Raw genomic sequence first — 23366 nt, forward strand, 5'->3', positions numbered from 1 at the left:
GAATTTTACAAATAATTCTCATTATCGCAACTGCTGTTTTTAGCGCCCGGCCAGATGCGGCGCTTTTTGCCGCTAGTAATCCATGGGGATATGCGCCTGCGCCGCGCGCAGTTCCTGGATGTGGCGTTCGGCCTCTTGCCGTTCAGCCGCCGGCGGCAAGGGCCGCCAACCCACCATGTTGCCCGGCGTTTTCACGGGCATCCAACCCAGCACGCTGTATAGCGAAATGGCGGTATCGCCCGTGTCCAGGCGCGTTTCGTAATAGCCCTGCCGATCCGGCGCGGTGTCGCCGGACGTCCAATCCAACTGCGACATCCATGTCTCCTTGTGCAAGCCTCTTGGGCAAGCGCGCCGCCCGCGTGCGGCCTTCGCTTGCCTGATCGTAAAACGGGCGTTGTACGCCGGTGCGCCTACCTTGCGCCCGCTTTGCAATTCTTGACAGAGGGGAATCCCTAGGATGCCGGCCGCGCTGCGCGTTACTTGATGCCGATGAACGGCAGCGCGGCACCGGGTACCTGCGTGGCCGGCAGCACGCCGTCCCACTTTTCAACAGCGTTCAGGCTGACCAGGTTGGTGTTGGCGGCCAGCGCTTCGGCCTTGGCGCGGATGGACGCGGCTTCGGCTTCGCCGCGCATGCGGATGCCGTCGGCTTCAGCGGTGAACTGCTGGCGGCGCGCATCGGCTTCTGCCTTGGCCTTCACCACCTGGATCTCGGCGTTGATCATCGCCGTTTCCTTTTGCTGGCGCGTCGTTTCAATCTGCACCTGCGCCAACATGCGCTGTTCAATCGAATGCTCGTAGGCTTGCGAGAAACCCACTTCTTCGATCTGCACGCCCACCACTTGCACCGGCGCGCCTTCCATCGTCTTGAGCACCGCGTTGTTCACATCCAGGCCCAGCTTCTGGCGTTCCTGAATGGCGCGCACGGCGGTGTACTGGCCGAACACGTTCTTCACGGCGTCGGGCGTCTTGCGTTCCAGCACGCGCATCTGCAAATTGTTGATGGTGCCGTATTCCGAATACAGCTCGGCCACGTGCTCGGGCGGCACGCGGTACGTGACCGACACGCGCAAGTGCGCGGGCTGTTGGTCGTACGAATACGCTTCCAGCTTTTCAAACACGAACGTGTGGTCGCGCACCGACACGGTCATCACGTTGTCGATGAACGGCGTCTTGAAGTCCAGGCCCGGTTCCGACACGCGCACCAGCTTGCCGTTACGCAGCACCACGCCGCGCTCGCCCTGGTCCACCTGAAACCACGAACCGAACGCCAGGAACAGGATCAGGAAAAACAGAATCACGGCCCCTGCGGCGACCTTAATGTTGCGCGGTTTGACCGCGCCGATCGTCTTGACCATCTGGATATCCGTCGGCTTCACTTTGAGTCCCTGTCTGATTTTGTACGTTTACGGTCCGAGAACACGGCCGCGATGCCACGAGCGAGCAAATAGGCGACCACGGCCGCCCCCACCAAGATCAGGAAATAACGCATCGCGAGCCCCCCCCGGGAAAGAAGCACCGGATTCTATCCCGTGATCGGAACCGAATCCGCATTCAAAAGGCCACCATTGTTGCCAGACATTTCCGAACGTTGCCAGGCATGCAAATGGGGCGGTTTTCAGGCGCCGTAATGCCGTAAACCCAGCCGCGACAAGGCATCGGGATAGTCCCAGAACGCGTGGTCCAGGCTGTCCATTTCCTGCTGCTCGGCCTCGGTCATCGCGCCGTAGATGTCGTTCAATTCGATGACTTCGGGCGACGCCTCAAAGCGGTCGATCAGGCCGCGCATGCGCGACAGCACGGCCAGCATGTGCGTGGCGCCCAGCTTCTTTAACGCCTGCAACGCCAGCTGGCACGTGGGGTCGCCCCAGTTGCACAGAAACTGCATGAAGCCGCCATTGTTGATGTCGGCCTCCATGCGCCACAGCGCCACCAGTTCCTGTTCGATCAGCGGCAAGCGCTCAAGCGTCCAGTCGGCCGCCTGCAACGCGGCCAGCGCTTTTTCATAGCGCTGGTCCCACAGGATGTCGTACACATTCAGCATGCCTCGCGGCGCGGGTTCCCACAGCCGCGGCCACACCAGGCCGTGGCCGTCGTCGACCAATTGCCATTGCAGGCGTTCGTCTGGCGTCGCCTTCTCAAGACGGATGTAGCGCTTGATGGGTTCAGACAGCGTCTGGCCATTGGCCAGCGTCAATTGCAGATGCGTGGGCGTGAAGGCAAGGGCCGTGATGCGGTAGTCGGGCATTGGCGAATCGGGCACTGGCGAATCGGGCGTCGGCAAATCAGAAGTCGGCATGGCGGCATGTGGCGGGGGGAAAACGACAGGCAAAGTACTGGAACGCCGTGGCGCTGTCGAGGCACGCGCTTTCCCGTCGCATCAGGCGGCAGACTGTTACGCCACCGGTCATCGGGCATCTGCTACCGTGGCATTTCGCCCCGCCGGCATTGCGCCCGGCGCTGAAAGACGGAGACCCGAATGCCACGTCCTTCCGAGTCCACCCCCTTGATCGGCGTGATCCCCCCGTATGTGCTGGACCGCCTGGCGCAGCATACCGACGCCCGCGTCAGCATGCCCGCCGTCAAGACGTTGATCATCGACCAGCAGCAGCGCAGCCTGCGCGACATGGCTACGCAACCGCCCCGCGCCACGCTTGCGCCAAACGCGCCGCCCTCTCGCCCAGGCGCGCCGCAGCGCGCCATTCACGATGCGCACAACGACACCACGCTACCGGGCACGCTGGTGCGCACCGAAGGCCGGCCCGCCAGCGGCGACGTGGCGGTGGACGAAGCCTATGCGCATCTGGGCGCCACCTACAAACTGTTCTGGGACGTCTACAAACGCCACTCCATCGACGGCCACGGCCTGCCGCTGGTGGGCAGCGTGCATTACGGCGAAGACTACGACAACGCCTTCTGGAACGGCGCGCAGATGGTGTTTGGCGATGGCGACGGCGAAGTCTTCAACCGCTTCACCGTCGCCGTCGACATCATCGGGCACGAGCTGGCGCACGGCGTCATCGATTCCGAGGCCGCCCTGCTCTATCAAGGCCAGTCCGGCGCGCTGAACGAATCGCTGTGCGACGTCTTTGGCGCACTGGTCAAGCAATACGCCCTGGGGCAAACGGCGCGGCAGGCCGATTGGCTGGTGGGCGCCGGGCTCTTCACCGAAAAGATCAACGCCCGCGCGCTGCGTTCAATGTCGGAACCGGGCAGCGCGTACGACGACCCGGCGCTGGGCCGCGACCCGCAACCCGCGCACATGCGCGACTACGTCGATACGCCGCGCGACAACGGCGGCGTCCACATCAATTCCGGCATACCCAACCGCGCGTTCTTCCTGGCGGCCACCGCGCTGGATGGCCCCGCGTGGAAAGGCGCGGGCGGCGTCTGGTACGACACCTTGTGCGACAAGCGGCTGCGCCACGACGCCGACTTCAAAACCTTTGCCGCGTTGACGGTGACGGTCGCCGCCGAACGCTTTGACGCCGCCGTGCAGCGCGCCGTGGCGCAAGCCTGGGCGACCGTAGGAGTCCTGACATGATCGAACTGCCTTCCTTGGACCTGGCGCTGCTGGTGCGGCTCACGCGTGAAGGCGGCGTGGCCTACCTGCCCGCGCTGACGCAGCCGCGCAGTATCAACCTGGCCACCTGCCCGCCCGGCGTGCGCCAGGAAGTGTGCGACACCTTGCAACGCGCGGCGCCGCTGGCCGTGCCCGAATACGGGCAGGCGGGCGGCGACCAGCGCTACTTTCATATTGAAATCGTGCTGGACCGCGACGAAGACTCGGCGGTGACGTTCGATGTGCCGGAAGCCCAGGCGCCCGACACATTGGTGCAACTATGGAAGACGCACGCCCAGCCGCTTGACTGACGCGCCAGCGCCATCACGCATCACGGCGCCGGCTGGGACCGGGGCATGCCGGCGCGGTAGCCGCCGATCTGAATGGCGCGGCCCGCGTACGTGCCGATGATGGCCATGGCCACGCACAGCGCCGCGCAAACGCCCAACGCCACGCCCCAGCCGCCCAGGCGGTCGTGCGTGGCGCCCACCAGCGCGGGGCCGGTGGCGGCGAACAGATAGCCGACGCATTGCGCCATGCCCGACAAGGCAGCCGCCTGCTGCGCATGACTGGCGCGCAGGCCCACGAAGGCCAGGCCCAGAATGATGCCGCCGCCCGTACCCAGGCCCAGCAACACGATCCACAACGTGGCCCAGTGCGGCGCGGCGATCAGCCCGGCAAACGCCACGAACGATGCGGCAGCCGAGCAGAACGCGGCCGCGCGCTGATCCTTCATGCGCCGCACGACGGGCGCCAGGAACAGGGCCGGACCCGCCGACATCAGTTGCAGCAGCCCATGCAATGACCCCGCGCGTTCGGCGGAATAGCCCGCGTCGCGCAAGATGGCGGGCAGCCAGCTCACGCCCACATAGAACACGAAAGAATTGATGCCCAGATACAGCGTGACCTGCCACGCCAGCGGCGAATGCCACAGCCGCCCACCGTGCGGGGCGTGCGCGGTGGTGGACGCGGGCGCGGTATGCCCGCCCAATTGCGGCAACCACAACAGCAAGCCCAGCAGCGGCACCACCAACAGGCACAGCGTTGAAAAGCGCCAGCCATCGGCCGACAGATTGGCCAGGGGAATGGCGACGGCCGACGCCGCGCCCGCCGCGATGCTCATCGTCAACACATAGGCCGACGTCAGGCCGGCCACGCGTTGCGGGAAGTCGCGCTTGACCAGGCTGGGCAGCAATACATTGCCGATGGCGATGCCCGCGCCGATGATTGCCGTGCCCGCATACAGGCCCCAGGCCGCGCCATACGGACGCACCAGGATGCCGGCGCAAATCAGCAACAGCGCGCCGAACAGCGTGCGCTCCAGTCCGAAGCGGCGGGCCAGCGCCGCCGAGAACAGCGACACCACGGCGAATGCCAGCAGCGGCAAGGTGATCAACATGCCGGCAGCCGTGGACGACAGGCCCAACTGTTCGCGGATCATGCCAATCAGCGGCGGAACACCGGTAATGGGCGCGCGCAGCGCCATGGCAATGCAGAGGATGCCCAGGATGAGCCAGGCCGCGCGGCGGCCGGCGGGGGGAAATGCAGAGGGAATTTTCATCATGCCGACAGCTTATCCACACGCAAGCCTGCCGAATTTCGAGACAATGACAAGCTATCCTTCATTCCTGCCAAAGCGATCCGGGCGGTGTCGTCCGGGCGGTGTGGTTCGGGCGGTGTGGTCCGGCCAAGCCAGGTTTACCGACCCCTGTCACCCTGACCGCGCCGCCTGCCATGCGACTGAACCTGCCAGCCCCCTTCGACCTCGACTCGCCCACCCAGTGCACCTTCGCCATGCCGGTGGACCCGGCGGACCGGGACGACGAATCCCCCACCCATCGCCACCCCATGGGCCAGTTGGTGCTGGCGCTGCGAGGCGGCGTCACCTGTTCCGTGCCGCAAGGGCTGTGGATGGTGCCGCCGCAGTGCGCCGTGTGGATACCGGGCGGCATGTCGCATAGCAATCGCGTCACGGCCAACGGGCTTGTGTACTTTCTGTTTGTGCCGGCCGATGTGGCCGGCCTGCCGACCAACTGCTGCACCCTGACGATCACGCCGCTGGTGCGCGAGCTGATCGTGCACCTGTCCGCGCAACCCGCCGCCGATCTGGACGCGCCCGTCAACCGCCAGCTGTCGGACGTGCTGATCGAGCAGTTGCGGCGCATGCCGGCCGAGCATCTGCACTTGCCGCTATCCGACCACCCTCGCCTGCGCGACATCGCCAGCGCGCTGAACGCCGACCCGTCCGACCGCAGCACCGTCGCGCAGTGGGGCAAGCGCGTCGCCATGAGCGAACGCACGCTGGCGCGGCTGGTGCAGCAGGAAGTCGGCATGAGTTTTGGGCGCTGGCGCCGGCAGCTGCACATCATCCTGGCGCTGCAACGCCTGTCGGCGGGCGTGTCGGTGCAGCGCACCGCCGATGACCTGGGCTACGAATCGGTCAGCGCCTTCATCACGATGTTCAAGAAAACGCTGGGCAAGACGCCCGCGCGCTACTTCGCGGACAAGTCGGCGGGTCCGGCGGCGGGGTGACGATGCCCCGCTGTTACCGCGGCTTGGGACCTGCCACGATGAACAGGCGCGGAAACGGCAGCAGCACGGTGCCATCGGCCAGCGCGGGGTAAGCCTCGGCAATCAAGGCTTGATAGCGCGCCAGGAAACCGGCCTGTTCCGCCGCGTCCAGCTTGTCCAGGTACGGACGCAGCGCGGTGCCCTTGAACCATTCCACCACCGCCGCCGCGCCTGCCAGCGGATGGTGATAAGTGGTGCGCCACACATCCAGCACGCCGCAATGCGGTTTCAGCAATTCGTAGTACCAGGCGGCGCTGTGGCGCGGCGGGTGCTTCACGTTGCCCGTCTTCGCCGCCCACGGCGCTTCGCCCGCCACCTGGCGTGCGAGGCGATGTGCGGGTTCTTCCATGTTGTCAGGCGTTTGCACGGCCAGCAGGCCGCCCGGCGCCAGCTTGCCCACCAGGCGCGGATACAGCGTGGCGTGGTCGGGCACCCATTGCAGCGCGGCGTTCGCCAGGATGACGTCGTATTGCTCGGGGGGATTCCAGGTGGCGATGTCGGCCAGGTCGAATTGCAGGGCGGGCAGGCGCTTGCGCGCGGCATCCACCATGTCTTGCGAGCTGTCCATGCCGGTGACCACGGCGTCGGGGTAGCGCTGGGCCAGCACCTCGGTGGAATTGCCCGGGCCGCAACCCAGGTCCACCGCCCGTTGCACCGCCTGGTCAGGCAGGGCGGCGACCAGATCGCGCACAGGGCGGGTGCGTTCGTTTTCAAACGCGGAATATTGCTTGGCGGACCAACTGTTGTTGCTCATGGCGGCTCCTGGTAGCGGGCATAACGGCGCATCGCGCGTAAATACGGTACGTACAGCACATACGGCACATACGGCACATACGGCACATACGGCCGACTCTACGCCCGGGAACGCCATATTACAAATAGGGAAATTTGCAGTTTTTCATATCGACGACATATCGCAACGACGAAAAAAACCCGCCGGGAACACCGGCGGGTTGTTGCTGGAACGGCTCGATTACTGCGTCGACATCGTGTCCGAGCGGGTTTTCCACAAGGAGAACAACACGCCGCCCAGGATCAGGCTGAACGTCACGCCCAGCGATACTGCCGCAGGCACCTTGCCGATGAAGCCGACCAGGAAAATCTTCGTGCCGATAAACACCAGAACCAGGGCCAACGCGTACTTCAGGTAATGGAAGCGATGGATCATGGCGGCCAGGGCAAAGTACAGCGCACGCAAGCCCAGGATGGCGAAAATGTTGCTGGTGTAGACAATGAACGGGTCAGTCGTGATGGCGAAGATGGCAGGCACCGAATCCACCGCGAACACCAGGTCAACGAACTCGATCAGGACCAGGGCCAAGAGCAGCGGCGTGGCATAACGCACCTTCTTGGACGTGGCCGGATCCGTCTCGGTCACCATGAACGCATTGCCGCGCAGGCCTTCCGTGACACGCATGTGGCGCTTCAGGAACTTCAGGATCGGGTTGGTGGCGATGTCCGGCGTCTGGTCGGCAATCATCCACATCTTGATGCCCGTGAACACCAGGAACGCGCCGAACAAATACAGCAGCCAACCAAAATTACTGACCAGCGCGGCGCCCAGGCCAATCATGATGGCGCGCAACACGATCACGCCCAAGATGCCCCAGAACAATACGCGATGCTGGTACTGGCGCGGAATCGCGAAGAAGCTGAAGATCAGCGCAATCACGAACACGTTATCCATGGACAACGATTTTTCGATCATGAAGCCCGTGTAATAGGCCATGCCGCTGGTCGCGCCCATTTGCCACCACACCCAGCCGCCGAACAGCAGCGCCGCGGTGATGTAGCCGGCCGACAACAGCAGGCTTTCACGCACACCGATCTCGCGGTCTTCCTTGTGCAGCACGCCCAGGTCAAAGGCCAGCAGGCTGACGACGATGCCCACGAACAGCAACCAGCTCCAGGTCGGTGTCCCTAAAAAATCGTTGGTGAAGAATGTGATCAAAGTGTCCATGATTGCCCCGCTGTGTTCGAAGGTGCCCATCATCCGGATATGAGACCAACCGAGAAATCAGCCTGAAAGTGAGTTAAGGTTCGAAAAAACCGAAGAGTCCAAGCGCATGCTGAATTACCGTCACCTGTATTACTTCTGGATGGTCGCCAAGGAAGGCGGCTTTTCGCGCGCCGCCGAACGGCTCGACATGGCCATCCAGACCATCAGCGCGCAGGTGCGCGAACTGGAAAAAAACCTGGGCCACCAACTGCTCAAACCGGCCGGCCGGGGGGTGGCGCTGACGGACGCCGGCAAGGCCGCCTTCGCGCGCGCCGAAGAAATCTTTCAGATCGGCCATACCTTGCCGCAGGAAGTGCGCGCGGCCGCCACCAAGCCGGTCATCCGGCTGTCGGTCGGCCTGTCGGACGGCATTTCCAAGCTGGCCGCGCACGCGCTGCTGGGCCCCGTGCTGGAAACGCCCGACCTGCGGCTGACCTGCCACGAAGGCGAAGTTCAAGAGCTGCTGGGCGAACTGGCCCAACACCATCTGGACCTGGTGCTGGCCGGCCAGGGCGCACCCGCCAACCCCAGCCTGCGCCTGACCAGCGATCGGCTGGTGTCTTCGCCCGTGGACTGGTACGGCCCGGCCCGCCTGGTGCGCAAGGCCGACACGCTGGACTTTCCGCGCTGCCTGGCGCGGCTGCCCGTGCTGCTGCCCACCGGCCATTCCGTGCTGCGCCAGACGCTGGACCGCTGGTTCAGCGAACAGGGCGTGCTGCCCAACGTCGTCGGCGAATTCGAAGACAGCGCGCTGATGTCGGTGTTTGCCGCGCGCGGCCTGGGCGTGTTCCCGCTAAGCCGCCTGGGCGGCGATGACATCGGCCTGCTGCGCGGACTGCGTCCGCTGGCCCGCTGCGACGATGTCCACGAAGAAATCCACGCCATTCGCAATCGGCGCGGCCAGCATCATCCGCTGGTCCAGGCGGTGCTGGCGCATGCCAAGACTTCGGTTTTTTCGTAATGTTTGTCACACGCACTCTGGTTTTTTAGAAATAGAATCCGCTTTATCGTGGCCCCTCTTTTGAATCGGAGTACCACTGCAATGAAGAAAATCATCTGGCTCACCTTCGCCGTCCTGGCCGCGCTTTGGACGGGGCTGGTGGCGCTGACCCTGCAACTGACCGACTGGGTGTTGGCCACCATCGCCACCGCCCAGGTGCCGGGCACGGCGCTGGACACGTCCCAATGGGTGGCGCCGGCGTGGGCGGCGGGCTGGCTGGACCCGGCCTGGTTGCAGACGCTGCAAGGCGGTCTGGTGTGGGCCGCGCAGGGCCTGAACCAGGTCTTGCCCGTGGCGGGCAGCCTGGGCACGCTGATCGCGGTGGTCGGCTGGATCTTCTGGGGCTTCATCATCGCCGGCCTGCTGGTGTTGGCGTTGATCCTGCACTGGCTCGCGGGCAAGCGTCAGCAAGCCAATGCGGCCCAAAGCCGTCAAGTGGTGTAATAAGCGCGGCAACGCGCCGCCCGGCACGCTGCCTTTCATGAGGAGCGTGCCGTGCCCACCCGATCGGTCCCACCCGTCTCACCCTCGAACAAGCCAGGCCTGCCTGGCTTGTCCGCCTGGTTGGCCGTGGTTTGCCTGCTGCCAGCCGTGGCGCTGGCCGACGCCGCCGCGCCGCCCAAGCCGAACCCGCTGGGCGTGGACGTCTGCATCACCACCGGCACCTCGGGCCAATACAGCGTGCGCGTGCGCAATGTGGGCGATGCGCCGCTGGTGCGCGTGGATGTCTCCGGCGTGCGCCTGGACGCGGCGGGCCACGCGACCGAGCCTCTCAATCTCAGCCTGGCCGACATCCCGCCCGGCAAATACAAAACCGCCATCCTGGCGCGGCACGACGAATCGGCCGCGCTGGACCGCATCGTCACCTACACCCTGGTCGACGGCAAACCGAAGCCGCAACACGAGCTGTTCGCGGGCAAGGTGGCCCACGTATCGCCGGGCTCGGCCATGCAATACACCTTGGCGCCACTGGCCGTGCGCGGTTGGACGGTGGCATATGGGTCGCCCGCCTCGGCGCGGCTGGAAGCCGGCAGCGCGGTGATCCTGGGCTATCCGGTCAGGCAAAGCGGCAAGCCGGCCACGCGCCCCGAAGCGGGCCGCTCTCCGTCGGCGGTGGTACCGCTGGCGCCGTGCAAGGCGTCGTGATCAGGCGTGGTGATCAGGCGTCTTGATCAGGTGCCGCTGAGCAGGTCGCGCTCGTTCAGCAGCGCGTAGACAATTTCCGGTTTGTTGTCGAAGCCGCGCCGGATGGCGGCGGGCAGCGCGGTGCGCGTCTTGCGGCACAGCCCGGGCGCCTCTTGCAGCTGGATAGAAATCCCCCGTGACGTACGCACCTCGTTATCGCTGGGCGTGATGACGATCACGATGCCCAGCTGCGCCTGGATACGTCCCTGCATGGCACGCAGGTCTTCCAGGCTGGTGATGTTTTCCAGGCGCGCGACCAGGCGTTTTTCTTCTTCCTTGGTCAGCCGCAGGATGCGGATATCGGCCGCCGGGTCCGCCAACAGCGCGTCGCGGTCGCACATACAGGCGCCCGGCGGACATTCTTGGCGGATGGGAAAGGCAACGTTCATGGCGGACAGGCACGCGTGGGCCGATAAGACCGGCAGCAACTCCAGACGGTCAATTCTACTCAAGATGGCAAGCCGGCTTGCGCCGCGCGCTGATCGTTTTCCCGCACGGCGCTGCGGTATATTCCCCCCCTTGTTCCAGGTGGGGAGAGGCGCGTGAAACGGATTTTGCTGGCGGCCTCACTGGCCACGATGGCGGTACAGCCGCAGGCCGGGGCCTGGGCACAGACCCAGGTTCAGGACCAAACGCGTACCCAGCCGCAGATTCTTGCCCAGGCCGCGTCCGGGACTTCTTCCCCGGCCGCCCGGCGAGACTTTCCCATTGTCATCAAGCCCGGGCTGGCGGCCGTGATCTCTCTGGGCAATGGCGATACGCAGCAAGCGAGCGTACGCGTGGGCGACGGCCCCCTCCAGCCGCTGGCCACCTTCGATGACGACACCGTGGACCAGGTGCAGGCCGTGGACATCAACCACGACGGCTACCGCGACCTGATCCTGGGGCAAAGCGGCGGCAGCACGCAGCTTTTCGCCCGCCTGTTCCTGTACCAGCCGGATCGCCGCGGCTACCAGGAAATTGCCCACCCCGACAACGCCAGCCCCTGCAAAGGCTTCGTCAACCCGGTCATTGACGACAAGCAGCCTGTGATTCACGTGGCCTGCCGCTACGGCGCCGCCAGCAATGGCTTTGAAGACTACGTGCTGCGCCCCGACGGCACCGTGCGCGCCACATCGTGGGGCACCCAGGCGCTGTTCGCGCTGGAGAGCGAGGCTGCCGAACTGACCTACCGTTTTCGGGAAGACGGCGCCATCGACCGCATCGACATCGAGGGCGAAGGATCGCCGCTGGAGGGCGGCACGGTGCCGGTCAGCCGGCTGGACCTGTACGACACGCCGGACGTCAACGCCCGGCCCGGCACGACCGCCGCTGAAGGCGAACACCTGGACGTCGTCGCGCTGCGCCCGCCCGACTGGCTGCAAGTGCGCTACGCCGACAAGACGGCGGGCACGGTGCTGAAATGGGTGCGCTACGGCGATCTGCGCGTCGACAAGCATCGGCTGGCAACGCCGTCGCCGAAAGACAGGCTGACGCTTGAGCTTGCCGACACGCTGGCCGATTGGAATGGCGAAGACGGCGGGCAGTTCATGGTCAGCGTGGCCAACCATGGCGACGGGCCCGTTGCCCTGAACGCGCCGCGCGTGTGGCTGCTGTTGACCAACGCGCAGGGCGAGCGCATCGTGCACCCGCTGTACCAGCGTGAGGGCGACACGCTGCACCCCGCCAACCCGCTGGGCTTGGCGCGCGACCCGGTCGTGTGGGCCGCCGGTGAAGATGGAAAACCGGCTTACCTGCTGAACGACAACGGCTATGGCAGCGTGCCGTTCCTGCCCGCCCTTGCGCCCGGCAAGTACCGCGCCGCCGCCGTCCTGACCGACCCGGGCAATCTTGCCGCGCCCATCGTGTCCAACGACGTCCGCTTTGATTACCCGCTGCCGAAACGGCCGCCCGCCGCGCAGTAGCCGCGCGTTCATCATCCACCACAGCGTCCCGACCCGTGACCTTTCCTCGCGCTGATCGCGGCCATTCGGGCGATAAGCCGGCCCCGGCTTCGGACCGGACTTCGAAGTCTGCAATGCCCCGCCGCGCCGGCCGCGTGGCCGCCTTATTGCTTGCCGCCGTTTTGCTGGGCGCCGTTCTGCTGGCCGCCGCCCTGGCCGCAACTGGCCTGCTTACTGGCCTGTCCACCCAAGCCCGCCCCGCCGACGTCGCCATCGTGCTGGGCAACACCGTGCTGCCCAACGGCCAGCCCTCGCCACGGCTAGCGGCCCGACTGGATCGCGCCTATGACTGCTACGCGGCCGAGCAATGCCACACCCTGTTCGTCAGCGGTGGCATAGACCCGGCCGGGGCCGACGAGGCCGCCGTGATGCGCGGCTACCTGTTGGCACGCGGCGTGCCCAGCGACCGCATCGTGACGGACAGCGCGGGCGACAATTCCTGGGCCACCGCGCGCCATGCCGGCGCCTACATGCGCGAACACGGCTATACCCGCGCGCTGGTCGTGACGCAGTATTTCCACGTCCCCCGCACCATGCTGGCCTTGCGCCGCCATGGCGTGGCGGACGTCAGCGGCGGCTATCCGCGCTTCTTTGAATGGCGCGATATTTATTCCCTATTTCGAGAACTGCCGGCCGTGGCGTGGTATGCGCTGCGCCCGCTATAGTGACCACCGCCACCTGCCATTGCCCCGCCATTCAAGGACCGACCCCGTGCTGATTTTCCACAACCCCGTCCATGACCAACACGCCGGTCGCCACGAAATGTTCCGGGGCAAGCTGGTGCCCTGCCACGAAACGCCGGCCCGGCTGACCTTTGTGCTGGACGCGCTGCGCCAGCGTGGCATCGGCGAACTGCGTGCGCCGTCCGCGCCCGACATGGACCTGATCAAGCGCGTGCACACGCCGCGCTACGTGGATTTTCTGGCCCGAGCCTGGCAAGACTGGGTGGCGCTGGATCCGGCCAACGCGGACATTGACATCCTGCCTTCCGTCTGGCCGGTGCGCGGCTTTCGCCACGATATCGAACCCACCAATTTCGCCGCCCGCGTCGGGCTGTTTTCGTTTGATAGCGGCTGTCCGTTGACGGCGGGCACCTGGGTGGCGGCCACCGCCGGCGCGGCTTGCGCCATCGACGCCGCGCGCGCCGTCACCCCCGCTGGCGGCCCGCGTGCCGCCATGGCCTTGACGCGCCCGCCCGGCCACCATGCCGGCGCTGATTTCTTCGGCGGTTACTGCTTCCTGAACAACGCCGCACTGGCCGCGCAAGCCCTGCGCGAAGCGGGCGCCGCGCGCGTGGCGATTCTGGATGTGGACTACCACCACGGCAACGGCACGCAAAGCATCTTCTACGAACGCGGCGACGTGTTGACGGTGTCGATCCATGGCGACCCAACCACCGAATACCCCTTCTTTCTGGGCTATGCCGACGAAGCAGGCGAAGGCGCGGGCTTTGGGGCCAACCTGAATTTGCCGCTGCCCGCGGGCACCGACTTCGCCACCTGGATGCAAGCGCTGCAACAAGGGCTTGCCGCCGTGCAAGCGTTCAAGGCCGACGCGGTCGTGGTCGCGCTAGGCGTGGACACCTACGAAGGTGATCCGATCTCGACATTCAAGCTGAAAAGCGCGGACTATCTGGCCGTCGGCCAGGCGCTGGCCAGCCTGGGCCTGCCAACCGTTTTCACGATGGAAGGCGGCTATGCCGTGGCCGACGTAGGCATCAACGTGGCGAACGTGCTGGAAGGATTCGGGGGCTGAAAAAAGCCCCCGGCCGAAGGATCAATCCCGCGTTTCCAGCACCTTGTTGATGCGCAATGCCAGCAAGGTGCATGCCGCGCCCGACAGCAGGTAGACGCTGACGGCCACCAGGCCGAAGCGGGCCGACAAGCCCAGCGCAACCACCGGCGCGAATGCCGCGCCGACCAGCCACGCCATGTCCGACGTAAGCGCGGCGCCCGTGTAGCGGAAGCGGCGCGTGAAGTTTGCCGTGACGGTGCCAGACGCCTGTCCATACGACAAGCCCAGCAACGCGAAGCCGATCAGGATGAAGGCGTCCTGCCCCACCGGCCCGCCGCCCAGCAGCCACGGTGCGAACAGCGCAAAGATGCCGATCGCCACCGCCAGCATGCCCAGCGTGGTGCGCCGGCCGATGCGGTCGGCCAACCAGCCGGAAGCCACCGTGCCCAGGATGCCCAGCACCGCGCCAAAGATCTGCACAATCAGCACGTCGGTAATCTGTTGCGTGGCGCTGATCGCAATCCACGACAGCGGGAACACGGTGACAAGGTGGAACAGCGCATAGCTGGCCAGCGCCGCGAACGCGCCGATGAACAGGTTGTAGCCTTGTGAACGCAGCATCTCGGTGATGCTGATGGGTTCCAGTTCGCCTTCTTCAAGCAGCTGCGTGTATTCCTCGGTGACGACCAGGCGCAGCCGCGCGAACAGCGCCACCACGTTGATGGCGAACGCCACGAAGAACGGATAGCGCCAGCCCCATTCGATGAAGTCGGCCTGCGTCAGCGTGACGTGCAAATACAGGAACAACGCGCTGGCGACCAGGAAGCCGACCGGTGCGCCCAACTGCCCCATCATCGAATACCAGCCACGCCGATTGGGCGGCGCGTTCAACGCCAGCAACGACGGCAGCCCATCCCACGAGCCACCGAAGGCCAACCCTTGCAGGCAGCGAAATACGGCAAGCAAGGTGATGGCGTGCGCGCCGATGGTTTCGTAGCTGGGCAGAAACGCCATGCCTACCGTGGCCGTGCCCAACACAAACAGCGCAACCGTCAATTTTGTGGCGCGGCCCCAACGCCGCTGCACCGCCATCGACAGCGCCGTGCCGATGGGCCGCATGATGAACGCAAACGAGAAGATCACGAAGGACCACAGCGTGCCTTCAAGCGGTGCTTCAAAGGGGAAAAAGACTCGGGGAAAGACCAGCACGCAAGCGATGCCGAACACGAAAAAATCGAAGTATTCGGATGCGCGCCCCACCACCACGCCGACGGCGATTTCGCCAGGAGCCACCTTGGCATGGCTGGCCCCGCCGGACGGTGCCCCCGGGCCGGGAACGGAAGGGGCATGACCGGGATACTGCGTGGAGGTCGACATGGATGTGCTCACTGTAGGAAGTTCGAAACCGCCTTGTCTACGATCTTGCAACATGCCAGTGCAACGCAACGTTGCTGCCCGCCAAGCCGCGCCCGCATTGGGATAGCGCCCTGCCGCGCACGCCTTGCCGCGCACACTTTTGTTCTTTTTACCCTAGATTTTTCGCGGCTTCCAGCGTAGTGTTGCGTTTACCTCCCACGGTTACGTTTCGAGGTATGGCTATGTTGTCCATCACCAGGCTCCGCGGATTGATCCTGATTACCGCCCTGCCATTGCTCGCTGGATGCAATGCAGTGCTGCTGTCGCCCTCGGGCGATGTCGCGCTTCAACAGCGTAATCTGATCATCATTTCAACCGGCTTGATGCTGCTGATCATCGTGCCGGTGATCTTCCTGACCTTTCTGTTTGCGTGGCGCTATCGGGCCAGCAACAAAGAGGCTCACTACGATCCGGAATGGAACCACTCCACCATGCTGGAGCTTCTGATCTGGGCGGCGCCGCTGCTCATCATCATCGCGCTGGGCGCGTTGACCTGGGTCAGTACCCACCAGCTGGATCCCTACCGCCCGCTTGCCCGCCTGTCCGAAGGCCGCGAGGTGCCCACGGGCACCAAGCCGCTGGTGGTCGAAGTGGTGGCGCTGGACTGGAAGTGGCTGTTCCTGTACCCCGAACAAGGCATCGCCGCCGTCAACGAAATGGCGGCGCCCGTTGACCGCCCCATCCAGTTCAAGATCACCTCGTCGTCGGTGATGAATTCATTCTTCGTGCCCGCGCTGGCCGGCCAGATCTACGCCATGCCCGGCATGCAGACGACCTTGCACGCGGTCATCAACCACCCCGGCGAATACGAAGGGCTGTCGGCCAACTACAGCGGCTCGGGCTTCTCGGGCATGCGCTTCAAGTTCCATGGGCTGGACCAGCAGGGCTTTGACAAGTGGGTGGCCGACACGCGCGCCTCTACCCAGCGGCTGACGCGCGATGCCTACCTGAAGCTTGAGCAGCCCAGCGAACGCAACCCCATCCAACACTACGCCTCGGTCGCACCCGGCCTGTTCGACGCCATTGTGAACCGCTGCGTCGAAGGCAACCGCATGTGCATGAAAGACGCCATGGCCATCGACGCGCAAGGCGGCATGGGCATACCGGGCGCGCTCAACGTCACCACGCTGGACGCGCAAACGCGCGAACGGCTGGGCCTGACCGACACCAAGCCGCGCAAGTATGTGGGCGCCATGTGCACGTCCACCGAAGGGCTGGTGTTGTAGCGGCATGCGCGCGGTCCGCGCCGTCCGCACCGCACATCGGATGACGCAGGGTTTCATGAAATCGTGGTTTTTACGCTGGAATCAAGATGCCTGATCAACCAGACCTCACCAAGCTGATCTTCGGTCGCCTGACCTGGGACGCCATCCCCTACCACGAGCCCATCCTGATCGCCACGTTTTTCATGGTGGCCATCGTGGGCATCGTGGTGCTCGGGTCCATCACCTACTACAAGAAGTGGGGCTACCTGTGGCATGAATGGTTCACCAGCATCGACCACAAGAAAATCGGGATCATGTATGTGATCCTGGGCATCGTCATGCTGCTGCGCGGCTTTGCCGACGCCATCATGATGCGCTTGCAGCAGGCTGTGGCGTTCGGCGATTCCACCGGTTATCTGCCGCCGCACCACTACGACCAGATCTTTACCGCGCACGGCGTGATCATGATTTTCTTCGTGGCCATGCCGCTGGTCACGGGATTGATGAACTACATCGTGCCGCTACAGATCGGCGCGCGCGACGTGGCTTTTCCGTTCTTGAACAACTTCAGTTTCTGGATGACGACGGGCGGCGTGATCCTGGTGATGATGTCGCTGTTCGTGGGGGAATTCGCGCGCACCGGCTGGCTGGCGTATCCCCCGCTGTCCGGCATCCTGCACAGTCCGGATGTCGGGGTCGATTACTACATATGGGCGTTGCAGATTGCCGGGGTGGGAACCCTGCTATCCGGCGTGAACCTGCTGGTCACCATCGTGAAAATGCGCGCGCCCGGCATGAAGATGATGCGCATGCCCATCTTCACGTGGACCGCGCTGTGCACCAACGTGCTGATCGTGGCGGCCTTCCCCGTGCTGACGGCGGTGCTGGCGCTGCTGTCCATGGACCGCTACGTGGGCACCAACTTTTTCACGGCGGACTTCGGCGGCAACGCCATGATGTACGTGAACCTGATCTGGATCTGGGGCCACCCCGAGGTCTACATCCTGATCCTGCCGGCCTTCGGCATCTTCTCTGAAGTGGTGGCCACGTTCTGCCGCAAGCGCCTGTTCGGCTATGCGTCCATGGTGTACGCCACCGTCGTGATCACGGTGCTGTCGTACCTGGTTTGGCTGCACCACTTCTTCACCATGGGGTCCGGGGCCAGCGTGAACTCGTTCTTCGGGATCACCACCATGATCATCTCGATCCCGACCGGGGCCAAGATCTTCAACTGGCTGTTCACCATGTATCGCGGCCGCATCCGTTTTGAAGTCCCCATGCTGTGGACGCTGGGCTTCATGGTCACCTTCGTGATCGGCGGTATGACCGGTGTGCTGCTGGCGGTGCCGCCCGCGGACTTCGCGCTGCACAACAGCCTGTTCCTGATCGCGCACTTTCATAACGTGATCATCGGCGGCGTGCTGTTCGGCTTGATGGCCGGCATTACCTACTGGTTCCCGAAAGCCTTCGGCTACAAGCTGGACCCGTTCTGGGGCAAGTGCTCGTTCTGGTTCTGGCTGGTGGGCTTCTACGTAGCCTTCATGCCGCTGTATGTGCTGGGCCTGATGGGGGTGACGCGCCGCGTGAATCACTTTGAAGACATGTCGCTGCAAATCTGGTTTCAGATCGCGGCGGTCGGCGCCTTGCTGATTGCCTGCGGCATCGCCAGCTTCATCATCCAGCTGATCGTCAGCTATCGCCGCCGCGACCAACTGCGCGACTTCACCGGCGACCCCTGGGACGGCCGCACGCTGGAATGGTCCACGTCGTCGCCGCCGCCGCAATACAACTTTGCCTTCACACCGCGCGTGCATGACCTGGACGCCTGGTGGCAGATGAAACAGCACGGCTACGAACGGCCGCAGCAAGGCTTCATCCCCATCCACATGCCCAAGAACACCTGGGCCGGCATCGTGCTGGCGGGCATCAGCGTGGTGATGGGCTTTGCGCTGATCTGGCACATGTGGCCGCTGGCCGTGCTGTCTTTCGTGGCGCTGATCCTGGTGTCCATCATTCATACCTTCAACTACAAGCGCGACTACTACGTGCCGGCCGATGAGGTCGTGCGCGAAGAGGCCGCCCGCACGAGGTTGTTAGCGAATCATGTCTGATACCTTGGCCCCCACCCTGCAAGGCGGCGCCGCGCCGCCGCAAGAGCCCGTGTTCTACGTGCCGGGCGAACACCATCCCAAGAACGGCACGCTGCTTGGGTTCTGGGTCTATCTGATGAGCGATTGCCTCATCTTCGCGTGCCTGTTCGCCACCTACGGCGTGCTGGGGCGCAGCTACGCGGCCGGGCCATCCGGCGCCGACCTGTTCGACCTGCCGCTGGTGGCGGTGAACACGTCGCTGCTGCTGTTGTCGTCCATTACCTACGGCTTTGCCATGCTGGAGATGCGGCGCAACCACATCGGCGCCACGCAGCTGTGGCTGGCGGTGACGGGCCTGCTCGGGCTGGGCTTTCTGTCGCTGGAAATCTACGAATTCGCGCACCTGATCCACCAGGGCGCGGGGCCGCAGCGCAGCGCCTTCCTGTCGGCGTTCTTCACGCTGGTGGGCACGCACGGGCTGCATGTCACGTTCGGCATCGTGTGGCTGGTGACGATGATGATCCAGGTGCGGATGCATGGCCTGATCCCCGAGAACCGCCGCCGCCTGATGTGCCTGTCGATGTTCTGGCACTTCCTGGACCTGATCTGGGTGGGCGTGTTCACCTTCGTGTACCTGATGGGAGTGCTGCCATGACGACGTCGCACATGGACAACCTGGCTGATCGTGGGCTGCATGGCCACGGCCACGGGCATGACCACGGCCATGGCCACGGCGGCGGCCATGACCACCACGACGACGATGACGGCGCCGGCCATGGCACGCTGAAAAGCTATGTCACCGGCTTCATCCTGGCGGCCATCCTGACCGCCATTCCGTTCTGGCTGGTCATGAACCGCGTGTTTCCCAGTTCGCGCACGACGGCGCTGGTGATCCTGGCGTTTGCCGTGGTGCAGATCGTGGTCCACATCATCTACTTCCTGCACATGGACACCAAGTCCGAAAGCGGCTGGAACATGTTGGCGTTAATATTCACGCTGGTGCTGGTCGTAATCACGCTCAGCGGATCAATCTGGATCATGTATCACTTGAACTCCAATATGATGCCCATGTCCACACACGACATGCGGAATATGCCCTGATGGCAGCAGTAAAAGACACCACTATCCGCGACACCCCCCGTAAACCGCGCAGCAAAACCACCCTGGTCATCCTGGGCGTGGTTGCTGCCGGCCTGTTCGCCGGCCTTTGCGCGCTGGGCACCTGGCAGGTGCACCGGCTGGCCTGGAAACAAGAGCTGATCTCGCAGGTGAAGCAGCGCGCGCACGCGCCCACCGCCCCCGCGCCGGGCAAGCAGGAATGGCGCGGCCTGACGTCAAGCAATGCCGAATACCGGCACGTCACCGCCACCGGCACGTATCAGTACGACCGCCAGACGCTGGTGCAGGCCGCCACCGAACTGGGCAGCGGCTACTGGGTCATGACGCCCTTGCAAATGGCCGATGGCGGCACGGTGCTGGTCAATCGCGGGTTTGTGCTGCCGCAATGGCGCAAGACAGAAGGCGCCAACCCGCCGCCGCCCGCCGAAGGCCGCGTGACGGGCCTGCTGCGCATGGGCGAACCCGGCAGCGGCTTTTTGCGCAACAACGATCCGGCCGCCAACCTCTGGTATTCGCGTGACCTGCCCGCCATTGCCGCCGCGCGCGGCCTGACGGACGTGGCGCCCTACTTCATCGATGCCGACGCGGCGTCCAGCCCGGGGCGCGATCCGGCCAAGGCCCCCGTCGGCGGGCTGACCGTGCTGGAATTTCCGAACAACCACCTCGTCTATGCCATTACCTGGTACGCGCTGGCGCTGATGATCATCGTGGGCGTGGTGATTTTCGTGCGTGAAGACAAGCGCGCGCGGGCCAAGGCCTGACGAACGACTCTTCAGGCCATAAAAAAGCCGCACTGCCCGAATCGGGCGTGCGGCTTTTTTCATGGGCGACGCTATCGGCTCAGCGCGAGGCCCACGCAATGCTGCCGGCTTCCGGGCATACCCACGACGTTTGCAGCCGCTGCCGGATCTGGGCCAGGTCCTGTTCCACCAGCAACTGGCCGTCGCGAAACACCGGCACCAGCGCGCCGCCCGCCGCTTGTTCAGGCGTCTGCTGGTCGTGCAGTTCATAACCCGTGGCGGTCTCGTCCACGCGCAGCAGGCCCTTGGCCGAACGCTTCACGCCGGAATCCGTGACCGGGTCCTTGACCAGTTCCTCGGGTTCGCCGTTGACTTCGGCGTACGTGGCTTTCAGTGCCCAGCCGAAGGTGTCGCGCGTCAGGTACTGGTACGTGTACGAGCCAATGCCCAGCACCACATTGCCGGAGGCGTAGCCCTTCTTTTCCAGGCGCACAAGAATGTCGCGGCCGCGTGCCAGCGTGATCGAATCGCCGTAGATCAGGCCAACGTGCGGGTCCAGCAGCTTGTAGCCACGGTCCGTCACCACACCACCGAAAATGTCCCACAGGCACTGCACCGCGCCCTTGACCTCGGCTTCGCGCAGCGGCTGGACGGCGCGGGCGTCATCGTCCAGCAGCCAGTACTTGCCGGTGGCGGCGTCGCGCACCGCCTCGAAGCCTTCGCGCCGCGCGGCGGCCAGCGCCGTCGCATCCTGGACGGCCGGCACGTCGGTGCAGAAATAGCCCGTCAGGATCTTCACCGGGTCGCCGGAATCCGGGCGGAACACCACCTTGGCATTGCCGTACGGGTCGGGCGTGCGCGCCAGGATTTCCGACTTGAGCGCAGCGGCGAAATCGGTCACCACCTGCCAGAAGTCCCAGGTGTCGGACACCACCGACACGATGCCGCCGGGATACACCTGGGTGACCAGGCGGCGAATGGTTTCGATCTCGCCTTCCTTGCTGCCCAGGCACATCACCGAGTGTTCCGTCGCGGGCACCGACCCACCGACCAGTTCCCGATCGGAATCCGCGCCGTAGATGTCTTCCAGGTAGTCGATGGCGGGAATCGTGTCCGTGCCGGTGAACGACAGCAAGTGGCCCGCGCCGCTCTTGCGTGCGTCGTACAGGCCGGACATGCCGCGCATGGAAAAGTCGTGCCCCTGCCAGTTCACGAAGTCCATGGGGCTGCCCGTGGTGCGCGCGAAATAGGTCAGCAGCTTGCGGTATTCAAAGGCAATGGTGGCCACCGTGGACGGCTTCCACGATTCGCAACTGAACAGGGTTTCGATGTAGGTGACCAGCCACGCAAAGTCAGGATGCGTGTTGATGAAGGTGACGGGCGGCACGCGGATGTCGACGCGGGCGCCTTCGGGCACCGAGCGGATCTCCAGCGGCAGGTAGCCCAGTTCATACAGCGCTTGCAGGTGGTCGACGGTGACGGCGCCCTTGCCCAGCGCATTGTCCACGCGGCGTTGGTATTGGCGCACCGCGCTGCCGGCCGGCTTGCCGAAGAATTCGCGGTTGAACAGGTCGATCAAGATTTCCTTGATAAAGCCTTGCAGGCCGAACCAGACGATCTTGTCGTCGAACAATTCGGGCAGCACCGGCGCCAGCCGCGCCGAGCGTGGCGTGAAGTTGGCCAGGATCTTGTTGGTGCCCTTGGGGTACTGGAAGGGGTGGCCAGTCTTGTAGAAATCCGCTTGCAGGAAGGGGTTGATGCCGTTCTTGGCGATCAGGGTGTCGGGAGCATTCATGGCAGTTTCCTTCTTAGTTCACAAGCGCGGGGATGGCGCACGCCTGGGGGTTGGGCGCCAAAGACGGCGATGCAGGCGTTGGGCGGTCCGGGCCTACGCAGACCGGGGCGCCGTCGCCATCGGTCAACGTCCAGTCGTAGGCGGTGAACACGCCGGCATAGCGTTCATTCAAAGCCGTCAAGCCATGGCTGAAGATGCCATGCGTGACGTACAGGTAAAGCGGCTGGCGCGTCTTGTCGGCAAGCGCCAGCGCCAGTTCCAGAAAGGTGCGGCCGCCGTCGCAGATGTCGTCCACCACCAGGATGGGCTGGTCGGGAATGTCGTCGGGCACGCGGGTTTCGGTGATGCGGCCCGTTTGCGGGTCGCGCACTTTTTCGGCGTAGCGCACGTCGGCCACGCCCAGCTTCTTGGCCAGGGCCTGCACCCGCTTGCGGGCGCCGGCGTCGGGCGCCATCAACGTCACGCCCTTGGCAAAGGCCGGTGCCGCCAGCGCCCGGCCGACAAACGCGGCGGCGTCCACCACGCGCACGCGCTGCAACAGCGCGGGGGTAACGTCGCTGTGCGGTTCGGTGATGGTGACGGTGGCGTATTGCTGGTCGTTGATCAGCTTGCAGAAGACGGCCGCGCCCAGGGCCTCGCCCGGGTTGCACACCCGGTCTTGCCGGGCATAGGGCACGTAGGGCATGTCCAGATGCACCGGCACGGCGGGATTCAGGCGGCGCAAGGCGTCGGTCAGCATCAGCAGCTGCATGACGTCATTGGCGGCCTTGAGCAGCGCGTGGATACGGAACTCGGTGGCGGCATCGGCCGCCGCGCGCAAGCCGGCGGGCACCGTGACCTGGCTTTCGCCGCCGGGAAACACGAACGCGGTCGGCGTTTCGGTTTGGCGTTGTCCTTCTACTACGGCAGTGATGGTGAACATGATCGGCCCTTAGTGGCGTTTCAAAACTAAGTGAGGCAAGTATATGCGCACTTATTGTTATCTTGCAACTATGTCGTTGAAAGTC

24 protein-coding genes are annotated in these 23366 nt (G+C 64.7%); 14 read left to right on the forward strand and 10 right to left on the reverse strand.

Annotation, left to right across the window (positions count from 1 at the left end):
* Positions 1–72: 72 nt before the first annotated feature.
* The 3 genes from KYT87_RS23760 to KYT87_RS23770 form a co-directional block, all read right to left on the reverse strand.
* Complete coding sequence (locus tag KYT87_RS23760; RefSeq protein ID WP_046806777.1) at positions 73–315, reverse strand: hypothetical protein; 243 nt, start codon at positions 313–315, stop codon at positions 73–75.
* A gap of 161 nt (positions 316–476) precedes the next feature.
* Positions 477–1358, reverse strand: coding sequence for a prohibitin family protein (locus KYT87_RS23765; protein WP_104142243.1), 882 nt, complete (start codon positions 1356–1358; stop codon positions 477–479).
* Between the two features lie 260 nt (positions 1359–1618).
* A complete protein-coding gene (locus KYT87_RS23770; protein WP_219990989.1) occupies positions 1619–2248 on the reverse strand; it encodes a DUF4375 domain-containing protein in 630 nt (209 codons plus the stop codon).
* Between the two features lie 231 nt (positions 2249–2479).
* Here KYT87_RS23770 and KYT87_RS23775 point away from each other — a divergent pair, with 231 nt between their 5' ends.
* On the forward strand, positions 2480–3544 hold the full coding sequence (locus tag KYT87_RS23775; RefSeq protein WP_219990990.1) for a M4 family metallopeptidase: 1065 nt from the start codon (positions 2480–2482) through the stop codon (positions 3542–3544).
* Complete coding sequence (locus KYT87_RS23780; RefSeq protein ID WP_046806781.1) at positions 3541–3873, forward strand: protealysin inhibitor emfourin; 333 nt, start codon at positions 3541–3543, stop codon at positions 3871–3873. The genes KYT87_RS23775 and KYT87_RS23780 overlap by 4 nt, the downstream gene beginning before the upstream one ends.
* A gap of 20 nt (positions 3874–3893) precedes the next feature.
* Here the strand turns inward: KYT87_RS23780 and KYT87_RS23785 are convergent, their stop codons facing one another.
* Positions 3894–5123, reverse strand: a complete 1230-nt coding sequence (locus KYT87_RS23785; protein WP_146073886.1) for an MFS transporter — start codon at positions 5121–5123, stop codon at positions 3894–3896.
* Between the two features lie 173 nt (positions 5124–5296).
* Between KYT87_RS23785 and KYT87_RS23790 the strand changes: the two genes are divergently transcribed.
* The gene (locus KYT87_RS23790) at positions 5297–6094 is read left to right on the forward strand and encodes a helix-turn-helix domain-containing protein (RefSeq protein WP_219990991.1); all 798 of its coding nucleotides are present in this window, start codon (positions 5297–5299) and stop codon (positions 6092–6094) included.
* A gap of 13 nt (positions 6095–6107) precedes the next feature.
* Here the strand turns inward: KYT87_RS23790 and tam are convergent, their stop codons facing one another.
* Positions 6108–6887, reverse strand: a complete 780-nt coding sequence (gene tam, locus KYT87_RS23795; protein WP_219990992.1) for a trans-aconitate 2-methyltransferase — start codon at positions 6885–6887, stop codon at positions 6108–6110.
* 219 nt (positions 6888–7106) lie between these two features.
* A complete protein-coding gene (locus KYT87_RS23800; RefSeq protein ID WP_046806807.1) occupies positions 7107–8093 on the reverse strand; it encodes a TerC family protein in 987 nt (328 codons plus the stop codon).
* A 106-nt stretch (positions 8094–8199) separates the two neighbouring features.
* Between KYT87_RS23800 and KYT87_RS23805 the strand changes: the two genes are divergently transcribed.
* The 3 genes from KYT87_RS23805 to KYT87_RS23815 all read left to right on the forward strand — a co-directional run bounded on the left by KYT87_RS23805 (position 8200) and on the right by KYT87_RS23815 (position 10278).
* Entirely contained in the window at positions 8200–9093 is an 894-nt protein-coding gene (locus KYT87_RS23805) for a LysR substrate-binding domain-containing protein (RefSeq protein ID WP_219990993.1), read from the forward strand.
* 81 nt (positions 9094–9174) lie between these two features.
* A complete protein-coding gene (locus KYT87_RS23810; RefSeq protein ID WP_046806786.1) occupies positions 9175–9576 on the forward strand; it encodes a hypothetical protein in 402 nt (133 codons plus the stop codon).
* Between the two features lie 51 nt (positions 9577–9627).
* Positions 9628–10278: a hypothetical protein gene (locus tag KYT87_RS23815; protein WP_370638730.1), complete on the forward strand. Its 651-nt coding sequence runs from the start codon at positions 9628–9630 to the stop codon at positions 10276–10278.
* Between the two features lie 26 nt (positions 10279–10304).
* Here the strand turns inward: KYT87_RS23815 and KYT87_RS23820 are convergent, their stop codons facing one another.
* A complete protein-coding gene (locus KYT87_RS23820) occupies positions 10305–10706 on the reverse strand; it encodes a hypothetical protein (RefSeq protein WP_104142344.1) in 402 nt (133 codons plus the stop codon).
* Between the two features lie 153 nt (positions 10707–10859).
* On the opposite strand from KYT87_RS23820, the gene KYT87_RS23825 reads away from it, so the two are divergent.
* From KYT87_RS23825 to KYT87_RS23835, 3 genes are all read left to right on the forward strand, one after another.
* Positions 10860–12221 (forward strand): SH3 domain-containing protein, encoded by a 1362-nt coding sequence (locus tag KYT87_RS23825; protein WP_255593484.1) that lies wholly within the window; start codon positions 10860–10862, stop codon positions 12219–12221.
* Between the two features lie 113 nt (positions 12222–12334).
* Positions 12335–12925 (forward strand): YdcF family protein, encoded by a 591-nt coding sequence (locus KYT87_RS23830; protein WP_219990994.1) that lies wholly within the window; start codon positions 12335–12337, stop codon positions 12923–12925.
* Positions 12926–12971: 46 nt separating this feature from the next.
* Complete coding sequence (locus tag KYT87_RS23835) at positions 12972–14015, forward strand: histone deacetylase family protein (RefSeq protein ID WP_104142341.1); 1044 nt, start codon at positions 12972–12974, stop codon at positions 14013–14015.
* 21 nt (positions 14016–14036) lie between these two features.
* Here the strand turns inward: KYT87_RS23835 and KYT87_RS23840 are convergent, their stop codons facing one another.
* Positions 14037–15371 carry an MFS transporter gene (locus KYT87_RS23840; RefSeq protein ID WP_046806790.1) on the reverse strand — a complete coding sequence of 445 codons (1335 nt, stop codon included), beginning with the start codon at positions 15369–15371 and terminating at the stop codon, positions 14037–14039.
* A 221-nt stretch (positions 15372–15592) separates the two neighbouring features.
* Here KYT87_RS23840 and cyoA point away from each other — a divergent pair, with 221 nt between their 5' ends.
* The 5 genes from cyoA (at position 15593) to KYT87_RS23865 (ending at position 20585) form a co-directional block, all read left to right on the forward strand.
* Complete coding sequence (gene cyoA / locus KYT87_RS23845; RefSeq protein ID WP_046806791.1) at positions 15593–16636, forward strand: ubiquinol oxidase subunit II; 1044 nt, start codon at positions 15593–15595, stop codon at positions 16634–16636.
* Between the two features lie 86 nt (positions 16637–16722).
* Positions 16723–18726 carry a cytochrome o ubiquinol oxidase subunit I gene (gene cyoB, locus KYT87_RS23850; RefSeq protein WP_046806792.1) on the forward strand — a complete coding sequence of 668 codons (2004 nt, stop codon included), beginning with the start codon at positions 16723–16725 and terminating at the stop codon, positions 18724–18726.
* Positions 18719–19360: a cytochrome o ubiquinol oxidase subunit III gene (cyoC, locus tag KYT87_RS23855; RefSeq protein ID WP_219990995.1), complete on the forward strand. Its 642-nt coding sequence runs from the start codon at positions 18719–18721 to the stop codon at positions 19358–19360. The genes cyoB and cyoC overlap by 8 nt, the downstream gene beginning before the upstream one ends.
* On the forward strand, positions 19357–19806 hold the full coding sequence (gene cyoD, locus KYT87_RS23860) for a cytochrome o ubiquinol oxidase subunit IV (RefSeq protein ID WP_255444709.1): 450 nt from the start codon (positions 19357–19359) through the stop codon (positions 19804–19806). The genes cyoC and cyoD overlap by 4 nt, the downstream gene beginning before the upstream one ends.
* Entirely contained in the window at positions 19806–20585 is a 780-nt protein-coding gene (locus tag KYT87_RS23865) for an SURF1 family protein (RefSeq protein WP_104142233.1), read from the forward strand. Before cyoD ends, KYT87_RS23865 begins: the two co-directional genes overlap by 1 nt.
* A 79-nt stretch (positions 20586–20664) precedes the next feature.
* On the opposite strand, the gene KYT87_RS23870 is transcribed toward KYT87_RS23865, so the two are convergent.
* Both KYT87_RS23870 and KYT87_RS23875 read right to left on the reverse strand, forming a co-directional pair.
* Positions 20665–22359 (reverse strand): nicotinate phosphoribosyltransferase, encoded by a 1695-nt coding sequence (locus KYT87_RS23870; protein WP_104142231.1) that lies wholly within the window; start codon positions 22357–22359, stop codon positions 20665–20667.
* A 13-nt stretch (positions 22360–22372) separates the two neighbouring features.
* Positions 22373–23281, reverse strand: a complete 909-nt coding sequence (locus KYT87_RS23875) for a phosphoribosyltransferase family protein (protein ID WP_219990996.1) — start codon at positions 23279–23281, stop codon at positions 22373–22375.
* Positions 23282–23366 lie beyond the last annotated feature (85 nt).

This window comes from Achromobacter sp. ES-001, from assembly GCF_019448355.1.
In the GTDB taxonomy this organism is placed as follows: domain Bacteria; phylum Pseudomonadota; class Gammaproteobacteria; order Burkholderiales; family Burkholderiaceae_B; genus Achromobacter; species Achromobacter spanius_B.